Origin of the sequence: Flavobacterium palustre, from assembly GCF_014639535.1 — a bacterium.
GTDB lineage: Bacteria > Bacteroidota > Bacteroidia > Flavobacteriales > Flavobacteriaceae > Flavobacterium > Flavobacterium palustre.
The window spans coordinates 258,297-278,749 of sequence record NZ_BMGA01000005.1 but is presented as its reverse complement, the minus strand read 5'-3'; the positions used below and the strand labels follow the sequence as shown (position 1 = coordinate 278,749).

Sequence of the window (20,453 nt, the reverse complement as noted above, 5' to 3'; positions counted from 1 at the left end):
GCGGCGGGGCTCACCTCTTCCCATCCCGAACAGAGTAGTTAAGCCCGCCTGCGCAGATGGTACTGCAGTTTTGTGGGAGAGTATGTCGTCGCCTTTCTTTGAAAACCCCGTTTCTAACGAAACGGGGTTTTTTGTTTTGTAGTTGCGACGTGTTCGGCTAAAGCCGGTTCGTCGCCTTTAGCTTCGCTCAATTCGGGCTGTACCCTCGAGTCTTTGAAAAACCTATCCAATTGGATAGGTTTTTTTGTTTTGTATCAAAATTTTTATGTTTAATCCTTGACTTTTTTGGATCAGCTTCAAAAGGTGAGGATTAAGTAAAAAGATGGTTTAATCTTCTATTATAGGATTATAAAAAAAACTGCTTAAGGTTTTTTTAGTCTTAAGCAGTTGTATATTGTGTAGTTTTACTTTTAAAATAATCCGTTTAATTCGGCATTGATTCGTTCGATGATGTTTCCTAAATCTTCCGGATTATCCACAAAATTGATACGATCTACATCTATAATTAATAATTTCCCTTTATTGTAAGTGTGGATCCAAGCTTCATAACGCTCGTTCAAGCGGCTTAAATAATCAATAGAAATAGAATTTTCATATTCGCGTCCGCGTTTGTGGATTTGACCTACTAAATTAGGAATGGAACTTCTTAAATAGATTAATAAATCCGGAGCTTTAACCGTAGATTCCATCAATTCAAAAAGCGTAGCATAATTTTGAAAATCACGATTGGTCATTAATCCCATAGCATGTAAGTTTGGGGCGAAAATATGAGCATCTTCATAGATAGTTCGGTCCTGAATTACTTTTTTTCCGCTTTCGCGAATTTGCATCACCTGACGGAAACGACTGTTGAGGAAATAAATCTGAAGATTAAAAGACCAACGCTCCATTTGATGGTAAAAATCATCCAGGTAAGGATTGTCAACTACGTCTTCGTAATGTGGTTCCCATTTAAAATGTTTGGATAGTAAAGCGGTTAATGTTGTTTTTCCTGAGCCTATATTTCCTGCTACTGCTATGTGCATTATGTTGTTACAGTTTTATGATTTGTGTTTTACTTAAGATGTAAAAATAGAAAAAAAATAGTCTTTATTGTAAGTGATTTGAATGATTTTAAATTTTGTTTAAGCTGTTGTTTTTTTGTAATTTCCAATATTGAATAAAATGAAGAAGCCGTCTCAAAATCGTATTATTGAGACGGCTTCTTTTCTGTTAGGAAATTGAATTTTATAACGAATATTTCAAAGTAATTCCATAAGTTCTTTGATCTCCTAAAACTCCGGCATAGTGACCAGCATTACCACCAGCAGGTAATAATTGTTCGAAGTAATCTTTGTTTAAAAGGTTACGCCCCCAGAAGTTGATCGATAATCCTTCTGTTGCTCTAAATCCTAAACGACCATTGAAGATTGCATATCCAGGTACAACCAAGTATTTTGAAGCTGATGGACTTGATGAAAATTCAGAACGTGTATAAGAATCAATTGCTACAAAGAATTTACCTAAATTTCCAAAGAATTTTGCGTTTGTAGTGTATTCACCACCTAAACTTCCGGCCCATTTAGAAACTCCGGGTAAGCTGCTTCCTGAAACATCTTTGTATGCTACCTGAACTCCATTTTCAGTCTTTCCTGTTTCTTCTAATGGAAGTGGTGCATTAGTAAATTTAATATATTTTCCATCACTATAGGTTGCTGCTCCATTTACAGTGAAGTGACTATTGATAACAAAGCTGGCATCAATTTCAGCACCTCTCACACGTACTTTATCAGCATTAGCTAAATAACCACGATTTACACCTAATTCAGCGGCTTGAACGTTAGTTTGATAATCTTTAATATCAGTATTAAACAAAGTAAAGTTCAAGATAGCATTATTAAAAGGTGATGTTTTTGCACCTACTTCAAAATGGTTTACTTTTTCAGGTTTAATTACAGCAAGGTCAAGTGCTGGTTGTCCATTCACTGTAGGAAGTCCGGCAACGTTAACACCTACAGGTTTGTAACTTTTAGCATATGTTGCGTAAGCATTCACCCTGTCAGATGCTTTGAAAGAAACAGTTAAGTTTCCAGAAAAGTCAGTAGCATCAGTATTTTTGTTGAAACTTTGATCTGTGTAAACTAATTTTTTTAATGCAATTAATTCAGGATCATTTGTTTGTAATCCTCCATAAGTTGTACGGCTATAATCGGCATCTTTTTTATCATAATTATATCTGGCACCAGGTAATACATGTAAACGGTCAGTGATAGCCCAATCCAATTGACCAAAAATCGCAGCAGATGTAGCGTGAATACTTGCGTCAGTATTTATTCCGTATCCTTCAAAAAGATCGGGTGTTGCCCATTTTGAGCTTGTTGTGCTTTGAGAAAAACGCCATTGTGCACTTCCTGATTCTTCTGTTCCGGTTGTTCTTGATGTTTGATCGATGAAAAATAAACCGGCTACACCACTTAACTTAGATGATATTTGACCTGCGTAACGTACTTCTTGTGTAAATTGGGTTTGTCTGGTAGGATTTTGTGATTTTGCCAAAACTTGTAAACCTGTAAAATCTCTGTCATTAGAAGGATCCCAGTTCCAAAAACGCCAAGCTGTAGTTGAAGTTAAAGTTCCTTCTCCAATTTTGGTATCCACATTAAGAGATACTCCACCTAAATCCTGATTAGAACGCCATGGTGTATCATGGTCAATTTTGCGATCAAAAGGATTCAAACTTGGAAGAGTATAATTTAAATCGGCAATAATTTGATTAAACTGACGGTAAGTAGCTCTTTGAGTAGGAGCAACACCGGCAATTACTTGAGCGTATCCATCAGGACGTTGTGTAGTGATATCGGCAGCTAATAAAATATTAGTGTTTTCTGATGGAGTGAAAAGCAATTGCCCTCTGATTCCCTGATTGTTTAATGTATTTGTTCTTTTCTCTGTTGCTACATTTTCAATTAAACCATCACGTTGTGTTCCTGAAAAAGAGAAGCGTCCCGCAATTTTTTTGGCTATAGACCCTGTAATAGATGCTTTGGCCTGCAAGAAAGAGTAATTTCCATAACTTACTTCAAAATCAGCGCCCGGAGTGAAACTTGGTTTGCGTGTTGTGATGTTAAAAGCTCCTGCTGTTGTGTTTTTTCCAAATAATGTTCCTTGTGGTCCACGCAATACTTCAATTTGACTTACGTCAATAAAATCAAGTGTGGTGGCTGCCGGACGGGCATAATATACTCCGTCAACATAGAAACCAACCCCTGGATCGATACCATCATTAGTAAGTCCAAATGGAGAACCTAAACTACGAATATTAATTCCAGTATTTCTTGGGTTTGAAGAATAAAGTTGCACAGAAGGAATCAATTCTTTAATTCTGTTCACATTGAAAGCACCAGCTTGTTCTGCTTGTTTTCCGCTCACTACCGAAATTGGAATAGGTACGTTTTGTGCTTTTTCAATTCTTCTTCGGGAAGAAATAACTACTTCTACCAGCTCGTTCTCTTCAGAAAGTTTTATAGATAAGGGAGCTGTTTGATTTTCAGTAATAACAATTTCTTCTGTTTTGTATCCCACATATTGGATTAATAAAGAAAAAGAAGTCTTGTCTTTCGTGTCAATTGAAAAATCTCCGTTGGCATCTGTAGTAGTAGTGTATTTTGTTCCTTTCAGGATGATGTTTGCTCCAGATAACACTTGATCCTGAGCGTTTTTTACATTTCCTTTTAAGGTATTTTGTGCGTTAGAAATTGAGAAAAATAATAGTAATGCAATTAGGGTTATTGATTTTGTATAAAATGTTTTCATGTTTATTATTTATGTATGTTATATGTAATTAGTAGAATTTAAAAATAAATTTTTTTTGACTAACACATACACATCATAATAGTTCTGGTTGTATTACTATTTAGAGTTTGGTATTCTTTTGAATAATTTTCCGAAAAAATAAATTTTGTTCGTTGCCTTTTCATAAGTTTCATTTTTGGGTTCTTTATATTTGATTTTAATTCTGGGGCAAATGTATATAATTAATTCTATATAATTAGTAGAAATTAAAATATATTTTTTTATTTTTTTACCAATGAGTTGATAGTAATGCCTTGCATAGCTTTTAAAGTTTCTTCTCTAATAGTGATTAATCCGTGTCGTAGCAGGCATTCCGACTCATCTTTACAATCTAAACAACGTTCGTAAAAATTTATTGAAGCACAAGGTAGTAAGGCTATAGCACCGTCAAATAATCGGTGAATATCGGCTAATGTGATTTCGTTTCCTGATTTTAAAAGATAATATCCGCCAAATTTTCCTTGCTTGCTGCCTACTAAATGACCGCGTTTCAAGTCTAAAAGAATTTGTTCTAAGAACTTTTTAGGAATATTAGCTGCTTCGGCTATATCGGTTGTTTTAGAGATATGGTTAGCATCTTGTTGCGCCAGATAGAGTAAGGCTTTAAGTGCGTATTTGGTTTTTTGTGAAAGCATTTGTATTGGTTATCTTATGTGGTTCAGATAAATTTAGGATAAAGATAAATAATTTTACAAAGGAGTCAAGTAATTTCTAAAATAAATAAACCATTAGCTGTAGCCAATGGTTTATTAGTTTAAACTAGATGATTGTATTTCTATAAAGAGTTTTACCAACTTCCGCTGGAACCACCGCCGGAGAATCCTCCGCCGCCAAATCCTCCACCGAAGCCGCCTCCGCCAAATCCACCTCCGGATGAACCTCCGCCAAAGCTTCCGCCTCCAAATCCGCCACTGTTGCGTCCCAGATTGCTCAGGATTATTACATCTAACAAACTTGGGCCTCCACCACCACTATTTCCTGAGTTTCCTCTGCCACCTCCTTTGTTTCTGGATGCTAAAATCAAAATAAAAACGATGATGATAATAAAAGGAAGAACAGGGAAATCTTGTTGTTGTTTGTTTTGTTTTCTGCTGCCTTTGTATTTGCCTTTAAAAACATCAAATAAAGCATCAGTTCCTTTGTTGATTCCGTTGTAATAACTGCCGGCTTTGAATTCTGGAATGATAATATTTCGGATGATTTCACCTCCAATTCCGGCTGTTAATCGGTCTTCGAGACCATAACCGGGATTGATAGCAATTTTTCGATCATTTTTCGAGACCAAAATTATTACGCCATTATCATCTTTTTTAGTTCCGCCTATTCCCCAGGTATGTGCCCATTTGGTAGCAAGTAAACTAACGTCTTCGCCTTTTAAACTTTCTATAGTAATGACTACAATTTGCGTGGTCGTAGTGTCGGCATAATGAATGAGTTTTTCTTCTAATTGCTTTTTTTCACTGGCATTAAAAAGATTGGCATAGTCATAAACGGATGTTTGTAAATCAGGTATTTTAGGAATTGTAAATTGAGAAAAAATACAATTTCCGGATAAAAGCATCATCAGCAGGAATGCAAATTGAAAAATTCCTTTGGAATTTGAGTTTTTCTTTGTTGGAATTTTCATATTTATCCTTTTGAAATTTCGTTTGATAATTCGTTACTGTTCCCTTCCTGCCATGGGAAATACTTTTTTAGTTGCTCTCCGGCTCTTAAAATTCCGTTGACAAGTCCTTGTTTGAAATTATGTTGCTTGAATTGTGTAGCCATTGCATCACGGGTACAATTCCAAAAATCGGCTTCAACAACATCGTTGATTCCTTTGTCTCCGCATATTACAAAATGATGATCATCCACTGCCAAATAGATTAAAACCCCGTTTTTCAATTCGGTTTCATCCATTTTTAATTCATGAAAAATTTCTCTGGCACGATCATAGGCATCCATAGTTGTTGTTCTTTCGATATGAACTCTAATCTCGCCGGAAGTGTTTTTTTCGGCTATGCGAATAGCTTCAACGACTTCCTGTTCTTCTTCCGGGGTTAAAAAATCTTCTACTTTTGACATGGGTGAAATTTTTGAATGAAGATTAACGTCCCGATAAATATCAGGACGTTAATCGAAAATCTGAAATATCTTTTTAGAATTTTACTTCCACTGGTTTATCAGCTCCTTCAACAGCATTGAAATACGCTTTTTCTTTGAAACCAAAAATACCAGCAAATAAAGTATTTGGGAAAGTTTTGATGTGTGTGTTGTATGGTTTTACCGCTTCGTTAAAACGGGTACGGGCCGTTAAAATCTGATTTTCAGTACTGGCTAATTCGTCTTGTAGTTTTAAAAAATTTTGATTGGCTTTCAAATCAGGATATTTTTCTACCGTTATTAATAAGCGAGACAATGAACTGCTTAGTCCACTTTGAGCAGAATTAAAGGCAGCCAATTGTTCTGGTGTAATGTTAGTTGGGTCAATTGTAGTTTGAGTTGCTTTAGCACGGGCTTCAATTACTGCCGTTAAAGTGCTTTTTTCGAAATCGGCAGCTCCTTTAACAGTGTTCACCAGATTTCCTATTAAGTCATTACGCCTTTGGTAAGAAGTTTGTACGTCTCCCCAGGATTGTTCTACATCCTGACCTAAAGTCACAGCAGTATTGTTAATTCCTTTAACCCAGCTGTAACCACCAATAATGATAATTGCTAAAATAATCCAAGGTAAAAATTTTTTAAAATCCATGTTTCTGTTTAATTTAAAGTTTACTATTTATTGTTTTAATTTATTTCAAATTGATATTGCAATCGATTAAAGTTCGTTCTTAATATTAGTCAGCTGTACTTTAATCGCTTCTAGTTTGCTGATAATTTCAAATTTGTCTAAGGTTTTCTTTTGCCCTTCTTTCAAATGGGTTTTGGCTCCTTCCAATGTAAATCCGCGTTCTTTTACCAAATGGTAAATTAATTGAAGATTCTTGATGTCTTCGGGAGTGAACATTCGGTTTCCTTTGGCGTTTTTTTTAGGTTTGAGAATATCAAATTCACTGTCCCAAAAACGAATCAACGAAGCATTGACATCAAAGGCTTTGGCAACTTCGCCTATGCTGTAATATCTTTTTCCGGGTTGTAATTCTATATGCATTTATTTTTGTTTTTAGTTTTTTAAATCTAAAATCAATAATCTGAATTCTAAAATCGTTAATCCAGTGATTGATTTTCCTGATTAGCCAGTTTCGAAATAGCAACGTATTCCACTGCCGAGATATTGCCGTAATAAAAATTAAGCGGATTAACCACCCGACCATCTTTGTGTACTTCATAATGTAAATGCGGTGCTTCTGATCTTCCTGTGCTTCCTACATACCCAATAATATCTCCGCGTTTAATGCGTTGTCCTGCTTTACAATTGTATTTGCTTAAATGGGCATACAAGGTTTCGTATCCGTAACCGTGTCTGATTACTATGTGATTTCCATATCCGGAAGCTCTGTTGTCAGCTTGTTTTACTACGCCATCACCGGTTGCAAATATCGGTGTACCTGTTTTTGCTGTAAAGTCCATACCTTCATGCATTTTTCGTGCTTTTGTAAAAGGATCCGTACGATAACCAAAACCGGAAGCCATTCGTTTTAAATTTTCATTCCTGACAGGTTGAATAGCAGGAATGGCAGCCAATAATTTATTTTTTTCTTTGGCTAATTTTAAAATATAATCCAATGATTGAGACTGGATTACTAATTCTTTTGTTAAAATATCGACTCTTTTAGTGGTTTGTAAAACCAGTTGACTGTTGTTGTAACCCTGAAGTGCTTTGTAGCGGTTTGCATCTTTGTAGCCTGATTTTCTTTCTTCTTCCGGAATAGGAGCAGTATTGAAATAAGTACGATACAAATTGTTGTCGCGCTCTTCAATGGCTTCTACAACATTGTCGAGTTGGTCTATTTTTTTATTCAAAAAAGCATAGTTTAATTTTAAATTTTCAATTTCCCGAATCAAAAGACGGTCTTTTGGAGTATCAAAATAAGGTGTATTTAACAAAACCACAAAACTGATAAAACCAAATAAAGCGGAAGCCAATAAAAACAAGGCAACAAAGCCAAATTTTGTTCTTTTTTTGACTTTGATTTTGCGATAAGCCAGATTTTCAGAATCGTAATAATATTTTACTTTCGCCATATTTTAAAATACCCTATTTTTGCACCTCTAAAAAAGCACATTGGAACAAATTTAATAAATGTTTTATTTGTTTAGGGCTTTTTTAAATATTAAATATTGCATAAAATTGATTTAAAGATTTAAAAATTTAATGATTTGAAAATTGTTGAATTTATGAATTTTACAAGAGATTTAATTTAGTGGTATAGCGAATAATTGAAGTTGTTCAAAACCAGATATTTGAATTTTTTAATTTTTAAATCTTTTAATTTTAAATTATAAAAATGAAATCACAAGACATTCGCAAAGCGTATCTACAATTCTTTGAAAGTAAAGGACATTTAATTGTTCCTTCGGCACCTATTGTCCTAAAAGACGACCCCACCCTGATGTTCAACAACTCAGGAATGGCACAGTTTAAAGAATATTTTTTAGGAAACGCCACGCCTAAAAGTAATCGTATTGCCGATACGCAAAAATGTCTTCGTGTTTCAGGAAAACATAACGATTTGGAGGATGTAGGTTTTGATACTTACCACCATACGATGTTTGAAATGTTAGGGAACTGGTCTTTTGGTGATTATTTCAAAAAAGAGGCTATTCCATGGGCTTGGGGATTTTTGACTGAGGTTTTAAAATTAGACAAAGACCGTTTGTATGTTTCTGTTTTTGAAGGAAACGAAGCAGAAAATGTTCCTTTTGACCAGGATGCTTTTGATATCTGGAAACAATTTGTTTCCGAAGACCGTATTATCCTTGGAAACAAAAAAGACAATTTCTGGGAAATGGGAGATCAGGGACCTTGTGGACCATGTTCAGAAATTCATATCGATTTGCGTACCGATGCTGAAAGAGCGGAAGTTTCAGGATTTAGCTTAGTGAATGCCGATCATCCGCAGGTAGTGGAAATATGGAACAATGTATTTATGGAATTCAACCGTAAAGCCGATGGTTCATTAGAGAAATTACCAGCACAACACGTAGATACAGGAATGGGATTTGAGCGTTTGTGTATGGCGATGCAAAACGTAACTTCAAACTATGATACTGATGTATTTACACCGCTTATCGAAAAAGTGGAGCAAATTACAGGATTGAAATACACTTCTAATGAAGTTAAAAATATATCTGAAGAACAAAACAAAATCAACATTGCTATTCGTGTAGTAGTGGATCACGTGCGTGCGGTAGCCTTTGCTATTGCCGACGGACAATTGCCTTCTAATACAGGAGCCGGATATGTAATCCGTCGTATTTTACGTCGTGCTATTCGTTACGGATTTACTTTCCTGAATACCAAAGAGCCTTTTATCAATCAATTAGTTGCTGTGTTAGCAGATCAAATGGGTGAATTTTTCCCTGAAATCAAAAAACAACAAACATTGGTTACCAATGTAATCCGTGAAGAAGAAGCTTCTTTCTTAAGAACTTTAGATCAGGGATTACAATTGTTAGAAAATGTAATGGCGGAAACCAAAGGAAAAGAAGTTGTAGGAGCAAAAGCTTTCGAATTGTATGATACTTTTGGTTTTCCGATCGATTTAACGGCTTTGATTCTTAGAGAAAGAGGATTTAGTCTGGATGAAGCCGGTTTTGAAAAAGCCATGCAGGAACAAAAATCACGTTCCCGTGCTGCTTCGGAAGTTTCTACTGACGACTGGAAAATCTTGGTTGATGGAAATGTAGAATCTTTTGTAGGTTATGATCAAACAGAAAACGAAGTAAAAATTACCCGTATTCGTAAAGTAGATTCTAAAAAAGACGGTGTTTTGTACCAAATCGTTTTAGATGCTACACCATTTTATCCGGAAGGCGGAGGACAGGTAGGGGACAAAGGGATTTTGGTTTCGGCAAATGAAACCATCGAAATTATAGATACTAAGAAAGAGAATAATTTAATTCTGCATTTTGCTAAAAAATTGCCAGAGAATTTAGAAGCTACTTTTATTGCTAAAGTAAATACCGATTTAAGAGCGGATACCTCTAAAAATCACTCGGCAACCCACTTGATGCACCAGGCGTTGAGAAGCATTTTAGGAACACATGTGGAGCAAAAAGGATCTTTGGTAAACCCGAAAAATTTACGTTTTGACTTTTCTCATTTCTCTAAAGTAACTGACGAAGAATTACAACAAGTAGAAGATTTTGTAAATGCCAGAATTCAGGAGCAATTACCATTAATTGAGAGAAGAAGTATTCCTATTCAACAAGCTCTTGACGAAGGTGCGATGGCTTTATTTGGAGAGAAATACGGAGATAATGTTCGTGCAATTAAATTTGGAGACAGTATGGAATTGTGTGGAGGAATCCATGTGAACAATACTGCAGATATCTGGTCATTTAAAATTGTTTCTGAAGGAGCGGTTGCAGCGGGAATTCGTCGTATTGAGGCAATTACGGGGGATGGCGTAAGACAGTTTTTTGCTTCACAGGAAGAATTGTTAGGCGAAATTAAATCAGCATTGAAAAATCCACAGGATACTGTAAAAGCAGTGGTTTCTTTACAGGATGAAAATGCTAAGTTGAAAAAACAAGTAGAAGCTTTGTTGAAAGAGAAAGCTAAAAATATGAAAGCCGAATTGGCTAGCGAACTTCAGGAAGTAAACGGAGTTCAGTTCTTAGCTAAACAAGTGGATTTGAATCCGGAAGGGGCAAAAGACTTAGCTTACGAATTAGGTAATTTAGGTAACAATTTGTTTTTAGTTTTGGCTACAGCCGAAGAAGGAAAACCAATGTTAAGCTGCTATATTTCTAAAGAATTAGTTGCCGAGAAAAACCTAAACGCAGGTCAGGTAGTTCGTGAATTAGGAAAATTTATCCAAGGTGGAGGAGGAGGACAACCGTTCTTTGCTACAGCCGGAGGTAAGAATGCAGCCGGAATTTCGGAAGCTTTAGCTAAAGCTGTAGAATTTGTGAAGTAATAATTTAAGCTTTATAAAAATAAGAACCCCTTTTAGAATGTGTAAGCAAACTAAAAGGGTTTCTCTTTTTAAATATGAAAAAGTTATTTTTAAGAATGGTTAAGTTCGATTCCGTTTTCTTCCAAAATATCCAGTAAATAATTGTTTTCTTTAGGATCGTATTTTTCAATACCACTCTGATACCATTTTACTAAAACACTTATTTGAAAGTGTGTATAACCTTCGGTGTCAATATTGATGCCCAGTAATCCGGCCATGAGGAATTCTTCCAGAATTTTTTCGTTGATAATTTTTTTAGGAATTCCATCAACAATGCTTCCGTTTACACTTTCATAATCAATTCTGCCTGAGTTAAATCCGTCATTAAAAGCAGTGTTGTTTGAGTCGTCTTTTGCTTTTGAATAAGGATCCAGACCTTTAGAATAACCTTCTAAATAATCTTGTCTGTAAATTGGGTTGAATATATTTTTCATAGTGTTGGTTGTAGTATTCATTATCAAAAGTAAAAGCAAAAAATGAGTTCACCATTTAAAATCGTTGAAAGGATAAAATACTCTTCAAATCACCGGGTGGTTGTATTTTGTCGATAAAATCAGTAGTTTGCTTAGGATAAGGAATTCTTTTTACCGTGAAATTTAAGGAATAAGCCGGCTTGTTTTTTTAGAATTGGTATTTTGCGATATTTCTTTGTAAAATATTCTTTTTAACGAGTTTTTAGGTTGTTGAACTTGTTTTGTTGGCTTAGCTGTATTTAATATATAGCTTTGAAGTCCCCAATATACTATGTTCAAAAATTAACCTATAAGGATCATGAGAAAATTAAACAGAATATTTTTTTTCATTACAATAGTTGCTGTTCTTTTTAGTTCCTGCTCTAACGAGAAAGAAGTTAAAGGAAAGAATTTTGTTAAAATTATTGAATCTACCGAGAATGGTATTTCTGAAAATTCCGTTTTTACATACAATCAAAATCAATTACTAAGTTCCGATAATTCTAAGGAAAGAATCGATTATACTTATACTGACGGTTTGATTACCAAAATAGTTAAGTACAACAAGCAAAACCAACTTAGTGTTACCTTACAATATACTTATCAGGAAGATAAATTAATTAAGGTGATTTCGTCGGATGATTATGTGATTTATTATACTCATCAAAATAGTGAGACAATTTTGTATGAAAAATATAAAATTAATACTCAAAATCAAGAACAAAAAGTACAACACGGAACCTTATTTTTTAAAAATAAAAATCTAATTAAAATCGAACGTACATTTGATAATGTTGACGAAGGAGTACTTTCAACTTCTAAAACTACTTATGAGTACGATACTTATAATAATCCTTATTATGCTATTTTAGGATACAGTCAATTATTAGATAATGCGTCTTTAATTTCTAAAAACAATGTTGTTTTGACTGTTGTGGAAACAAAAGTTGTTAATGGAGGAGAAGTAATTACTTCGGCAAATTTATACCCAACCACATTTAAATACGATGCCGATAATTATCCTACGGAACAGGTTTCAGAATCGAGTGTAAGCAATCCAAATTATTTGAAAATCCAGTATTTGTATTAATATTATAATACTTAATTTTGGGAAAAAACCAAAATGCAATTTCGAACGCCAATACCTATTTCAGAAAGTAATTTTCCTATTGATTATAATGCTAAAATTATGTCTTTAGGCTCTTGTTTTGCAGTGAATATGGCTGAAAAATTGGAGTATTTCAAATTTCAAAACAGCTGCAATCCGTTTGGGATTATTTTCAATCCCGTTTCAATCGAAAAATTGATTGAAAGAGTGGTAAATAAAGTTTTTTTTACCGAAAATGATATTTTTTTTCATAATGATTTGTGGCATTGCTTCGAAGTGCATTCAGAACTTTCTCATCCTGACAGAGAAGCTTTTTTAAGTACGCTGAATCAACTAATCGAAACAACACATCAGCAGATAACAGCATCTACTCATTTCCAAATAACTTACGGAACAGCTTGGGTATATCGCTATATCAAAAATCAGCATATAGTGGCTAATTGTCATAAAATACCCCAAAAAGAATTTACAAAAGAATTACTTAGTATTGAAAGGATTCAAAATGCTATTCAAAATACAATTGAGCTGATACAAAAGCTCAATCAGGAGGCAAAATTTACTTTTACTGTTTCACCGGTACGCCACATTAAAGACGGTTTTGTAGAAAATCAAAGGAGTAAGGCGCATTTAATTTGTGCAATTCATGCAATTGATAACTCACAACTAATAACTCATAACTACTTTCCCAGTTACGAAATCATGATGGACGAACTTCGGGATTATCGTTTTTATGCCGAAGACATGGTGCATCCTAACCAAGTAGCAATAGATTATATTTGGCAACGATTTAAGGAAACTTTTATTTCTAAAACGGCTCTTAGTGTTATGGAGGAAGTTCAGGGAATTCAGAAAGGCTTATCTCATAGGTCGTTTAATCCACAATCAGAAAGCCATCAAAAATTTCTAGCAAAACTTCAGTCAGGAATTACTAAATTGTGTTCGGAATATCCATTTATGAAATTTTAATTATGATAAAAAATATACTTATTGGAGCCGCAGTCATAGTTGCTGCCGTTTTGTTATTCAAGTTTTGTGATTTCAAAAAAAGTGATGAAGCCGAAATTAGTTACAATACTAATCTGATTCAACAGCAAATTGTTAACGTAGGGAAATTAGTGGTTACCGAAGGGCATTTTTCAGAAGTGATTACCTATAAAAATCAGGAAAAATACCTGATGAACATGCTTTCGTTCGAAAAAAAAGCATTAATTGTGGTCAATGCCGATGTGACAGTAGCTTATGATTTGCACCAAATGAAATACGATATTGATGAGAAAAACAAAACCATCACAATTATAAGTATTCCAAAAGAAGAAATTAAAATCAGTCCGGATCTTCAGTTTTATGATGTGGAGCAAAGTAAACTGAACCCTTTTACCGGCGATGATTACAATAAAATCAATAAGCAGGTAAAGGCTAATTTGTCAAAGAAAATTGCAAAATCATCCCTGAAATCCAATGCTCAAAACCGATTGATAAGTGAATTGTCTAAAATCCTGATTCTTACCAATACTATGGGATGGAAACTGCAATACGAGGGCAAAGTGATTGAAAGTGAAAAGGAATTAGGGCAGCAGGTTAAAATGTAGGCTTTAATTTTCAAAAAAATTCCGTCCTCCGTTTCTGAAATACTCAATTTTATAAAAGAACATTTCAGCCATGTTTTTGGCTCTGAGCTTAGCTTCTTCGGCTAGTTTTCCTTTGAATAAAGAATCAATGGTTTGAGTAAAAATTTCCATCCAGCGATTAAAATGTTCTTTTTCCACCGGTAAATGCTTGTGCGGAGGAAACGGACTGCCTGAATAAGTGTGTTCTTCCAGTAAAATAGTTTGCCAAAAACGGTACATTCTTTCTAAATGTGTAGGCCAGTTATTGCCAATTTTTTCATTAAAAACAGGACCAATTAAGTTGTCTTTTTGTACTTTTCCATAGAAAGTGTCAACCAATAATTTGATGTCGTCCAGATTTTTAATGTCGGTTAATTGTGTCATGTTTTGTAAAATAATCGGTGGTAAAAGTATCGAATTCAGAATAATCTAACCTATTAATTGGTTGAATAAATCTTGTTTCTCGTTAAGGTATTTGTATTCAAAACCTTTGTTGTCCATTTTTGTTTTTATGGCAACAATATCATTTTTGTTTTTGAGTTCTAAACCTACAACAGCGGGACCTACTTCACGGCTGTTTTTCTTGGTAAACTGGAAATAGGTAATATCATCATCAGGCCCTAAAATATCGTTGACAAATTCTTTTAAAGCACCCGGACGTTGCGGAAACTGGATCATAAAATAGTGCATTAATCCTTCATAGAGTAAAGAGCGTTCTTTTATTTCGGCGGTGCGTTCAATATCGTTATTGCTTCCGCTCACAATGCAAACTACGGTTTTTCCTTTTATTTTTTCTTTATAAAAATCCAATGCCGAAATAGTCAATGCGCCTGCGGGTTCGACTACCATGGCTTCTTCGTTGTACAAACGCAAAATAGTTGTGCAAACTTTTCCTTCAGGGACAAGAATAATGTCGCTTAGGTTTTTTTTACAAATGTCAAAAGTCAATTTTCCAACTTGTTTTACCGCAGCTCCGTCAACAAATTTGTCTATGTTTTCCAATACACTTACTTTACCATTGGCAATAGAAGTTTTCATCGATGCTGCTCCTTCGGGTTCTACGCCGATGATTTTAGTATCAGGACTCAAATGTTTAAAAACTTCCGAAAGACCAGCGGCTAATCCACCGCCGCCAATTGGGACGAAAACATAATCAATCGGTTTTTTGTAGTTTTCCAGAATTTCAAGACCTACAGTTCCCTGACCGGCAATAACTTTAATGTCATCAAAAGGATGAATGAAAGTCATTTTGTTCTTAGTAGCATCAGCCATTGCAGCGGCATAAGCATCGTCAAATGTGTCTCCTGTAAGTACAATTTCCACGAAAGAGCCGCCAAAAAGCCTTACTTGTTTAATCTTTTGTTTCGGAGTAGTTTTAGGCATGTATATTTTGCCTTTTATTTGCAGCAATTTGCAGGAATAGGCTACGCCCTGTGCATGATTTCCGGCGCTGGCACATATTACGCCCTGCTCTTGTTCTTCAGGATCAAGCGTGCTGATTTTGTTGTAAGCACCTCTGATTTTATAAGAACGAACGGTTTGTAAATCTTCTCTTTTTAACAAGATTCGGGCATTGAATTCGGTTGATAGATTCAAGTTTTTCGATAATGGTGTTTCCATAACCACGCCCTGTAATTGTTTTTTGGCTTCTTGTATTTGGTTTAGTAGTTTCATTTTTATTGGTATAAAAAAACCTCCCGTATTGGGAGGTTGAATAAATGGTATCTTGATTACTTATTTACATAACACTCCATCATTATTGGATAATAATGCTAATTGTGGTATTTATGTTAATAGTATGATTCATGTTTTGTGATTGTATTACAAATATACGGATTCTTTAGTTGCGGGAATGAAAGAATTATTTTTTTTCAGTAGGAGGAAACTGAGCCAGAATTTTCGATACAAATTCATTGATTTGATTTTCTTTTTCTCTTCTGTTTTCGGTCAGTGTTCCTATTCCTTCTCCTTGCCAAATTAATTCTTTTTTCTTAGCATCGATTAAATCAATATAAAGTGTGCCTTGGGTTGATGAAGTAACATAGGTGTTGCCGCCCCATAAAAAAGGATTCCAACCCCATCCCCAGCCGTATCCCCAACCCATATTGAATTGGTTTACGTCAAGTTGTTCTCTTTCTTTAGTGAAAAAATTGATTAGTAAATCAGGGTTTTCACTTTTACTCATTCCTTTTTTACTTAATTCATTGTCAATAGCATGAAGTATTCTTTTTTTGTCTAATTCAGATATTTGAACCCGGTCAATGCCTTTTTTGTGAAAAGCATAGGTTTTGTATTGACTAAAATCAGCACGGCTGTCAAAATCAGAATAAACTCTTACAGAGCTGCATGAACTCAATAGAAAAATAAATAGTAGCGGTAGTATTTTGAGTGTTTTCATAATGCAATTATTTGATTGTTAAATAGATGAATAAAAATGGGTTGTTTCTTATATATGCTAAAAAATGATAATTAGATTCAAATTGCTTTTATAACTCTTATTTCTTGTTTGTGCCTGTTTTTTTGTCGTATCCATAAGGACAATGACGGCAACCACTCTTGCAACAATAACCTCTTTTTAAATGATATTTCTCGGTAAAACATTTATATCCTTCAGGAGTATAATAGAAATCTTCACCTTCTATTAATTTATTTTCATTACTTTGTTCAATCATTAATTGGGTTTTGTTGTTGTTAATTTACACAAATTTATAAATTTAAGAACCAATGTTTTTTGTTGTTAACAAGTATTTAATACCAAAAGGTTTCCGTGGATTAACGGCTTTTCCGTTTGTGTTTTTAAAATATCGTATTGATAAAAAAAATGCAGTTTTAATCAATCACGAGCGCATTCATTTGCGACAACAAATAGAATTATTAATTCTTCCTTTTTTTATTTGGTATTTTATCGAATACTTTGTTCGTTTATTACAATTCCGCAGCAAAAATCGTGCCTATCGAAACATTTCGTTTGAAAGAGAGGCATATACGAATGAATCCGATTTGAATTATTTGAAAAAGAGAAAGTTTTTTAGTTTTTGGAAGTATTTGTTTTTAAATAAAATTTGAATTTTAACCGCAGAGATGTCGCAAAAGCTTTCGCAAAGTTTTTAAAGTTCAAAGATTAGAAAAAATCATTCGTGTCCCGATAGCTATCGGGATTGTGGCTAAAACCAGTTTTGTCTGTGTTCGCTATTTATATAAGTATAAATTTTACCTTTGTAAAAAATAATTGTTTTGAATCAAAAGTTAGCTATACAATTTCCAAACTCGATTTCGCTTACTATCAAGAGGGAAGATTTGCTTCATCCTGTGGTTTCGGGAAATAAGTTTCGAAAATTAAAGTACAATTTGCTTCAGGCAAAAGCCGAAAACAAAAAGACACTGCTGACTTTTGGAGGGGCTTTTTCTAATCATATTGCAGCTGTTGCTTTTGCTGCTCAGGAGCAGGGTTTTCAATCCATTGGGATTATCCGTGGCGATGAATTAAGCGATAAAATAGAAAGTAATCCCACCTTGCAATTTGCTCAGGAATGTGGTATGCAATTTGAATTTGTTTCCCGGGAAGCCTATCGTTTGAAAAATGAAGCAGCTTTTTTAGCGGATTTACAATCAAAATTTGGCGATTTTTTCCTGATTCCCGAAGGAGGAACTAATTTATTGGCTATAAAAGGCTGTCAGGAAATTTTAACGCAGCAAGACAGTGAGTTTGATTATGTTTGCTGTGCGGTTGGAACAGGCGGAACCATTTCGGGGATTATCAATAGTGCGCTGTCTCATCAAAAAGTTTTAGGATTTCCGGCACTGAAAGGCGATTTTTTACAAGATGAAATCCGTATTTTTGTACAGAATCAAAATTGGGAGCTGATAACAGATTATCATTTTGGCGGATATGGTAAAGTCAATGAAAATTTGATTCATTTTATCAATCGGTTTTATATTGAGAATCAAATTCCGTTAGATCCCGTATATACAGGGAAAATGGTTTTTGGTGTTATGGATTTGATACAAAAGGATTATTTTCCGGCGCATTCCAATATTTTACTAATCCATACCGGAGGATTGCAGGGTATTTATGGAATGAATGAGCGATTAAAAAATAAACAATTACCAACAATAGCTATCGATGTTTAAGAAAAACCTACTTTTATTTATTCTTCTTACGCTGGTTAGTTGTCATGCTACAAAATCCCCAATTGTAACAACTAAAAAAGCAGCGGGCAAAAACACTACTTATTCTAAGAAAACAAAATCAATAAAGGGCAGAAACGAAGTGATTGAATCCACTTCGAGAACAATTGTAACCAATGATGTTGTTAGCGGTTATGTGTTGCAATACAAAGATATTGCCATGAACAACATGAAGACTTATGGTATTCCGGCAAGTATTATTCTGGCTCAGGGAATTTTAGAATCAGGAGCGGGAAGAGGTAAATTGGCTGAAACGGCCAACAATCATTTTGGTATCAAATGCCACGCCGATTGGAAAGGAGATTCTGTAAGACATGATGATGATAGCAGTCAGGAATGCTTCAGAAAATACAATAAAGTAGCAGAATCTTATCGGGATCATGCCTTGTTTTTAACGGGTAAAGGGAGGTATGCCAGTTTATTTGAACTAGATAAAGACGATTATCGGGCCTGGGCAAAAGGCTTAAGAAAAGCAGGTTATGCCACCGATCCGCAATATCCAGATAAATTGATTTCCTACATAGAACGCTACAATTTAGGACAATATGACGCTCAGGTTTTAGGGACAAATTATTTGCCTGTAGAAAATCAGAATAGAAGGATTATTGCCAGGGATTCCAGAAATGATACTTTTTATGAGGTTCAAAAAGGAGATACGCTGTATTCTATTTCAAAAAAGTACAATCTGTTAGTAGATGATTTAAAGCAAAAGAATAATCTTTTAGATAATACTCTTTTTGTGGGGCAAAAGTTGAAAGTGAATTAATTATAAGTTATTAAAAAATAATGAGTTGTTAGAAATTAAGATTGTAAATCTAAATTCTAAACTCTAAAATCAGAAATTTTAAATTAAAAATGTTATACCAAAGAAGTAGTCAGCTATTTGCTGAAGCAGAAAAAGTAATTCCAGGAGGCGTAAATTCGCCAGTTAGAGCATTCAAATCGGTAGGAGGAACGCCTATTTTTGTAAAACAAGCCAAAGGAGCTTATTTGTATGATGAAGACGGAAACCGATTGATTGATTATATTAATTCCTGGGGACCGATGATTTTAGGACATGCTTATGAGCCGGTAGTTCAGGCGGTAACTGAGAAAGCTAAACTAGGAACTTCCTTTGGTATGCCTACCGAATTAGAAACTCAAATTGCTGCTTTGGCAGTTTCGATGGTGCCAAATATTGATAAAATTCGTTTTGTAAATTCAGGTACCGAAGCTTGTATGAGCGCCGTAAGATTAGCGCGCGGATTTACTAAAAGAGATAAAATAATAAAATTTGCAGGTTGTTATCACGGACATTCTGATTCTTTCCTGATTCAGGCCGGAAGTGGTGCAATGACATTTGGAACGCCTAATAGTCCTGGTGTTACCGCAGGAACTGCTAAGGATACTTTATTGGCTAAATACAACGATTTAGAGAATGTAAGAAGTTTAATCGAAGCGAATCCTAACGAAATTGCAGCGATTATAGTAGAACCGGTTGCCGGAAATATGGGTTGTGTACCGCCAATCAAAGGTTTTTTAGAAGGTCTGCGTCAATTGTGTTCTGAGAACGGTATTTTACTGATTTTTGATGAGGTAATGACAGGTTTTAGATTGGCTAAAGGTGGTGCTCAGGAATTATTAAACATCAATGCCGATATTGTTTGTTTCGGAAAAGTAATTGGTGGTGGATTGCCTGTAGGTGCTTTTGCTGCCCGTGAAGAAATTATGAATTATTTGGCTCCACTTGGACCAGTTTATCAGGCGGGAACTTTATCAGGAAATCCATTGGCTATGGCTGCAGGTAAAGCTATGTTGGAATCTCTAAATAATGATGCGGCTATTTTTCAAAGATTAGAAGAAAAAACAGCTTATCTGGAAGCAGGAATTCATAGAGTATTAAAAGCAAATAATATTGTTTATACCATCAATAGAGTAGGATCTATGATTTCGGTACATTTTGACGAAAGTCCGGTTGTTGATTTTCAAACGGCGGCTAAAGGTGATAATGAAACTTTCAAGAAATTCTTCCACGGTTTATTGAAAGAAGGAGTTTATATCGCGCCATCAGCTTATGAAACCTGGTTTATAACCGATGCTTTGAGTTATGAAGATTTGGATTTTACAATCAATGCGATTGATAAAGTTTCGAAAACATTGTAATTTTTAAAGAGCAAAAAAA

21 protein-coding genes and 1 rRNA gene are annotated in these 20,453 nt (G+C 34.7%); 9 read left to right on the top strand and 13 right to left on the bottom strand.

Annotation, left to right across the window (positions count from 1 at the left end):
* Positions 1-97, top strand: a 5S ribosomal RNA gene (gene rrf, locus IEV84_RS11730); the annotation flags it as partial.
* Positions 98-410: 313 nt separating this feature from the next.
* Here rrf and IEV84_RS11725 read toward each other — a convergent pair.
* The 8 genes from IEV84_RS11725 to IEV84_RS11690 form a co-directional block, all read right to left on the bottom strand.
* On the bottom strand, positions 411-1,025 hold the full coding sequence (locus tag IEV84_RS11725; RefSeq protein WP_188494458.1) for a deoxynucleoside kinase: 615 nt from the start codon (positions 1,023-1,025) through the stop codon (positions 411-413).
* Between the two features lie 202 nt (positions 1,026-1,227).
* Positions 1,228-3,792, bottom strand: a complete 2,565-nt coding sequence (locus IEV84_RS11720) for a TonB-dependent receptor (RefSeq protein WP_188494457.1) — start codon at positions 3,790-3,792, stop codon at positions 1,228-1,230.
* Positions 3,793-4,052: 260 nt separating this feature from the next.
* On the bottom strand, positions 4,053-4,466 hold the full coding sequence (locus IEV84_RS11715; RefSeq protein ID WP_188494456.1) for an RrF2 family transcriptional regulator: 414 nt from the start codon (positions 4,464-4,466) through the stop codon (positions 4,053-4,055).
* Between the two features lie 152 nt (positions 4,467-4,618).
* Positions 4,619-5,458: a TPM domain-containing protein gene (locus tag IEV84_RS11710; protein WP_188494455.1), complete on the bottom strand. Its 840-nt coding sequence runs from the start codon at positions 5,456-5,458 to the stop codon at positions 4,619-4,621.
* A gap of 2 nt (positions 5,459-5,460) precedes the next feature.
* Positions 5,461-5,898 (bottom strand): TPM domain-containing protein, encoded by a 438-nt coding sequence (locus tag IEV84_RS11705; protein ID WP_188494454.1) that lies wholly within the window; start codon positions 5,896-5,898, stop codon positions 5,461-5,463.
* A gap of 73 nt (positions 5,899-5,971) precedes the next feature.
* Positions 5,972-6,565, bottom strand: a complete 594-nt coding sequence (locus IEV84_RS11700) for a LemA family protein (protein WP_071185091.1) — start codon at positions 6,563-6,565, stop codon at positions 5,972-5,974.
* A gap of 66 nt (positions 6,566-6,631) precedes the next feature.
* Entirely contained in the window at positions 6,632-6,964 is a 333-nt protein-coding gene (locus tag IEV84_RS11695; RefSeq protein ID WP_026713247.1) for a MerR family transcriptional regulator, read from the bottom strand.
* A 56-nt stretch (positions 6,965-7,020) separates the two neighbouring features.
* Entirely contained in the window at positions 7,021-7,998 is a 978-nt protein-coding gene (locus IEV84_RS11690; RefSeq protein ID WP_188494453.1) for a M23 family metallopeptidase, read from the bottom strand.
* 263 nt (positions 7,999-8,261) lie between these two features.
* On the opposite strand from IEV84_RS11690, the gene alaS reads away from it, so the two are divergent.
* On the top strand, positions 8,262-10,898 hold the full coding sequence (alaS, locus tag IEV84_RS11685) for an alanine--tRNA ligase (RefSeq protein WP_188494452.1): 2,637 nt from the start codon (positions 8,262-8,264) through the stop codon (positions 10,896-10,898).
* An 89-nt stretch (positions 10,899-10,987) separates the two neighbouring features.
* Here alaS and IEV84_RS11680 read toward each other — a convergent pair whose 3' ends face one another.
* Positions 10,988-11,371 carry a hypothetical protein gene (locus IEV84_RS11680; protein ID WP_188494451.1) on the bottom strand — a complete coding sequence of 128 codons (384 nt, stop codon included), beginning with the start codon at positions 11,369-11,371 and terminating at the stop codon, positions 10,988-10,990.
* Between the two features lie 337 nt (positions 11,372-11,708).
* Here IEV84_RS11680 and IEV84_RS11675 point away from each other — a divergent pair, with 337 nt between their 5' ends.
* The 3 genes from IEV84_RS11675 to IEV84_RS11665 are packed head-to-tail and all read left to right on the top strand — an operon-like array spanning position 11,709 to position 14,086.
* Positions 11,709-12,479 (top strand): hypothetical protein, encoded by a 771-nt coding sequence (locus IEV84_RS11675; protein ID WP_188494450.1) that lies wholly within the window; start codon positions 11,709-11,711, stop codon positions 12,477-12,479.
* Positions 12,480-12,512: 33 nt separating this feature from the next.
* Positions 12,513-13,463: a GSCFA domain-containing protein gene (locus IEV84_RS11670; protein ID WP_188494449.1), complete on the top strand. Its 951-nt coding sequence runs from the start codon at positions 12,513-12,515 to the stop codon at positions 13,461-13,463.
* A gap of 2 nt (positions 13,464-13,465) precedes the next feature.
* Positions 13,466-14,086, top strand: coding sequence for a DUF4230 domain-containing protein (locus IEV84_RS11665; protein ID WP_188494448.1), 621 nt, complete (start codon positions 13,466-13,468; stop codon positions 14,084-14,086).
* Positions 14,087-14,089: 3 nt separating this feature from the next.
* On the opposite strand, the gene IEV84_RS11660 is transcribed toward IEV84_RS11665, so the two are convergent.
* From IEV84_RS11660 to IEV84_RS11645, 4 genes are all read right to left on the bottom strand, one after another.
* Positions 14,090-14,488 (bottom strand): group III truncated hemoglobin, encoded by a 399-nt coding sequence (locus tag IEV84_RS11660; RefSeq protein ID WP_188494447.1) that lies wholly within the window; start codon positions 14,486-14,488, stop codon positions 14,090-14,092.
* 45 nt (positions 14,489-14,533) lie between these two features.
* Positions 14,534-15,778: a threonine ammonia-lyase IlvA gene (gene ilvA, locus IEV84_RS11655; RefSeq protein ID WP_188494446.1), complete on the bottom strand. Its 1,245-nt coding sequence runs from the start codon at positions 15,776-15,778 to the stop codon at positions 14,534-14,536.
* 187 nt (positions 15,779-15,965) lie between these two features.
* On the bottom strand, positions 15,966-16,502 hold the full coding sequence (locus IEV84_RS11650) for a DUF4136 domain-containing protein (protein WP_188494445.1): 537 nt from the start codon (positions 16,500-16,502) through the stop codon (positions 15,966-15,968).
* Between the two features lie 97 nt (positions 16,503-16,599).
* Positions 16,600-16,776, bottom strand: coding sequence for a C1orf53 family protein (locus IEV84_RS11645; protein WP_185963135.1), 177 nt, complete (start codon positions 16,774-16,776; stop codon positions 16,600-16,602).
* Positions 16,777-16,828: 52 nt separating this feature from the next.
* On the opposite strand from IEV84_RS11645, the gene IEV84_RS11640 reads away from it, so the two are divergent.
* The 4 genes from IEV84_RS11640 to hemL all read left to right on the top strand — a co-directional run bounded on the left by IEV84_RS11640 (position 16,829) and on the right by hemL (position 20,434).
* Positions 16,829-17,170 carry a hypothetical protein gene (locus IEV84_RS11640; RefSeq protein ID WP_188494444.1) on the top strand — a complete coding sequence of 114 codons (342 nt, stop codon included), beginning with the start codon at positions 16,829-16,831 and terminating at the stop codon, positions 17,168-17,170.
* 168 nt (positions 17,171-17,338) lie between these two features.
* On the top strand, positions 17,339-18,235 hold the full coding sequence (locus IEV84_RS11635; protein WP_188494443.1) for a 1-aminocyclopropane-1-carboxylate deaminase/D-cysteine desulfhydrase: 897 nt from the start codon (positions 17,339-17,341) through the stop codon (positions 18,233-18,235).
* A complete protein-coding gene (locus IEV84_RS11630; protein ID WP_188494442.1) occupies positions 18,228-19,058 on the top strand; it encodes a glucosaminidase domain-containing protein in 831 nt (276 codons plus the stop codon). The genes IEV84_RS11635 and IEV84_RS11630 overlap by 8 nt, the downstream gene beginning before the upstream one ends.
* 89 nt (positions 19,059-19,147) lie before the next feature.
* Positions 19,148-20,434 carry a glutamate-1-semialdehyde 2,1-aminomutase gene (gene hemL / locus IEV84_RS11625; protein WP_188494441.1) on the top strand — a complete coding sequence of 429 codons (1,287 nt, stop codon included), beginning with the start codon at positions 19,148-19,150 and terminating at the stop codon, positions 20,432-20,434.
* The last annotated feature ends 19 nt before the right edge of the window (positions 20,435-20,453 follow it).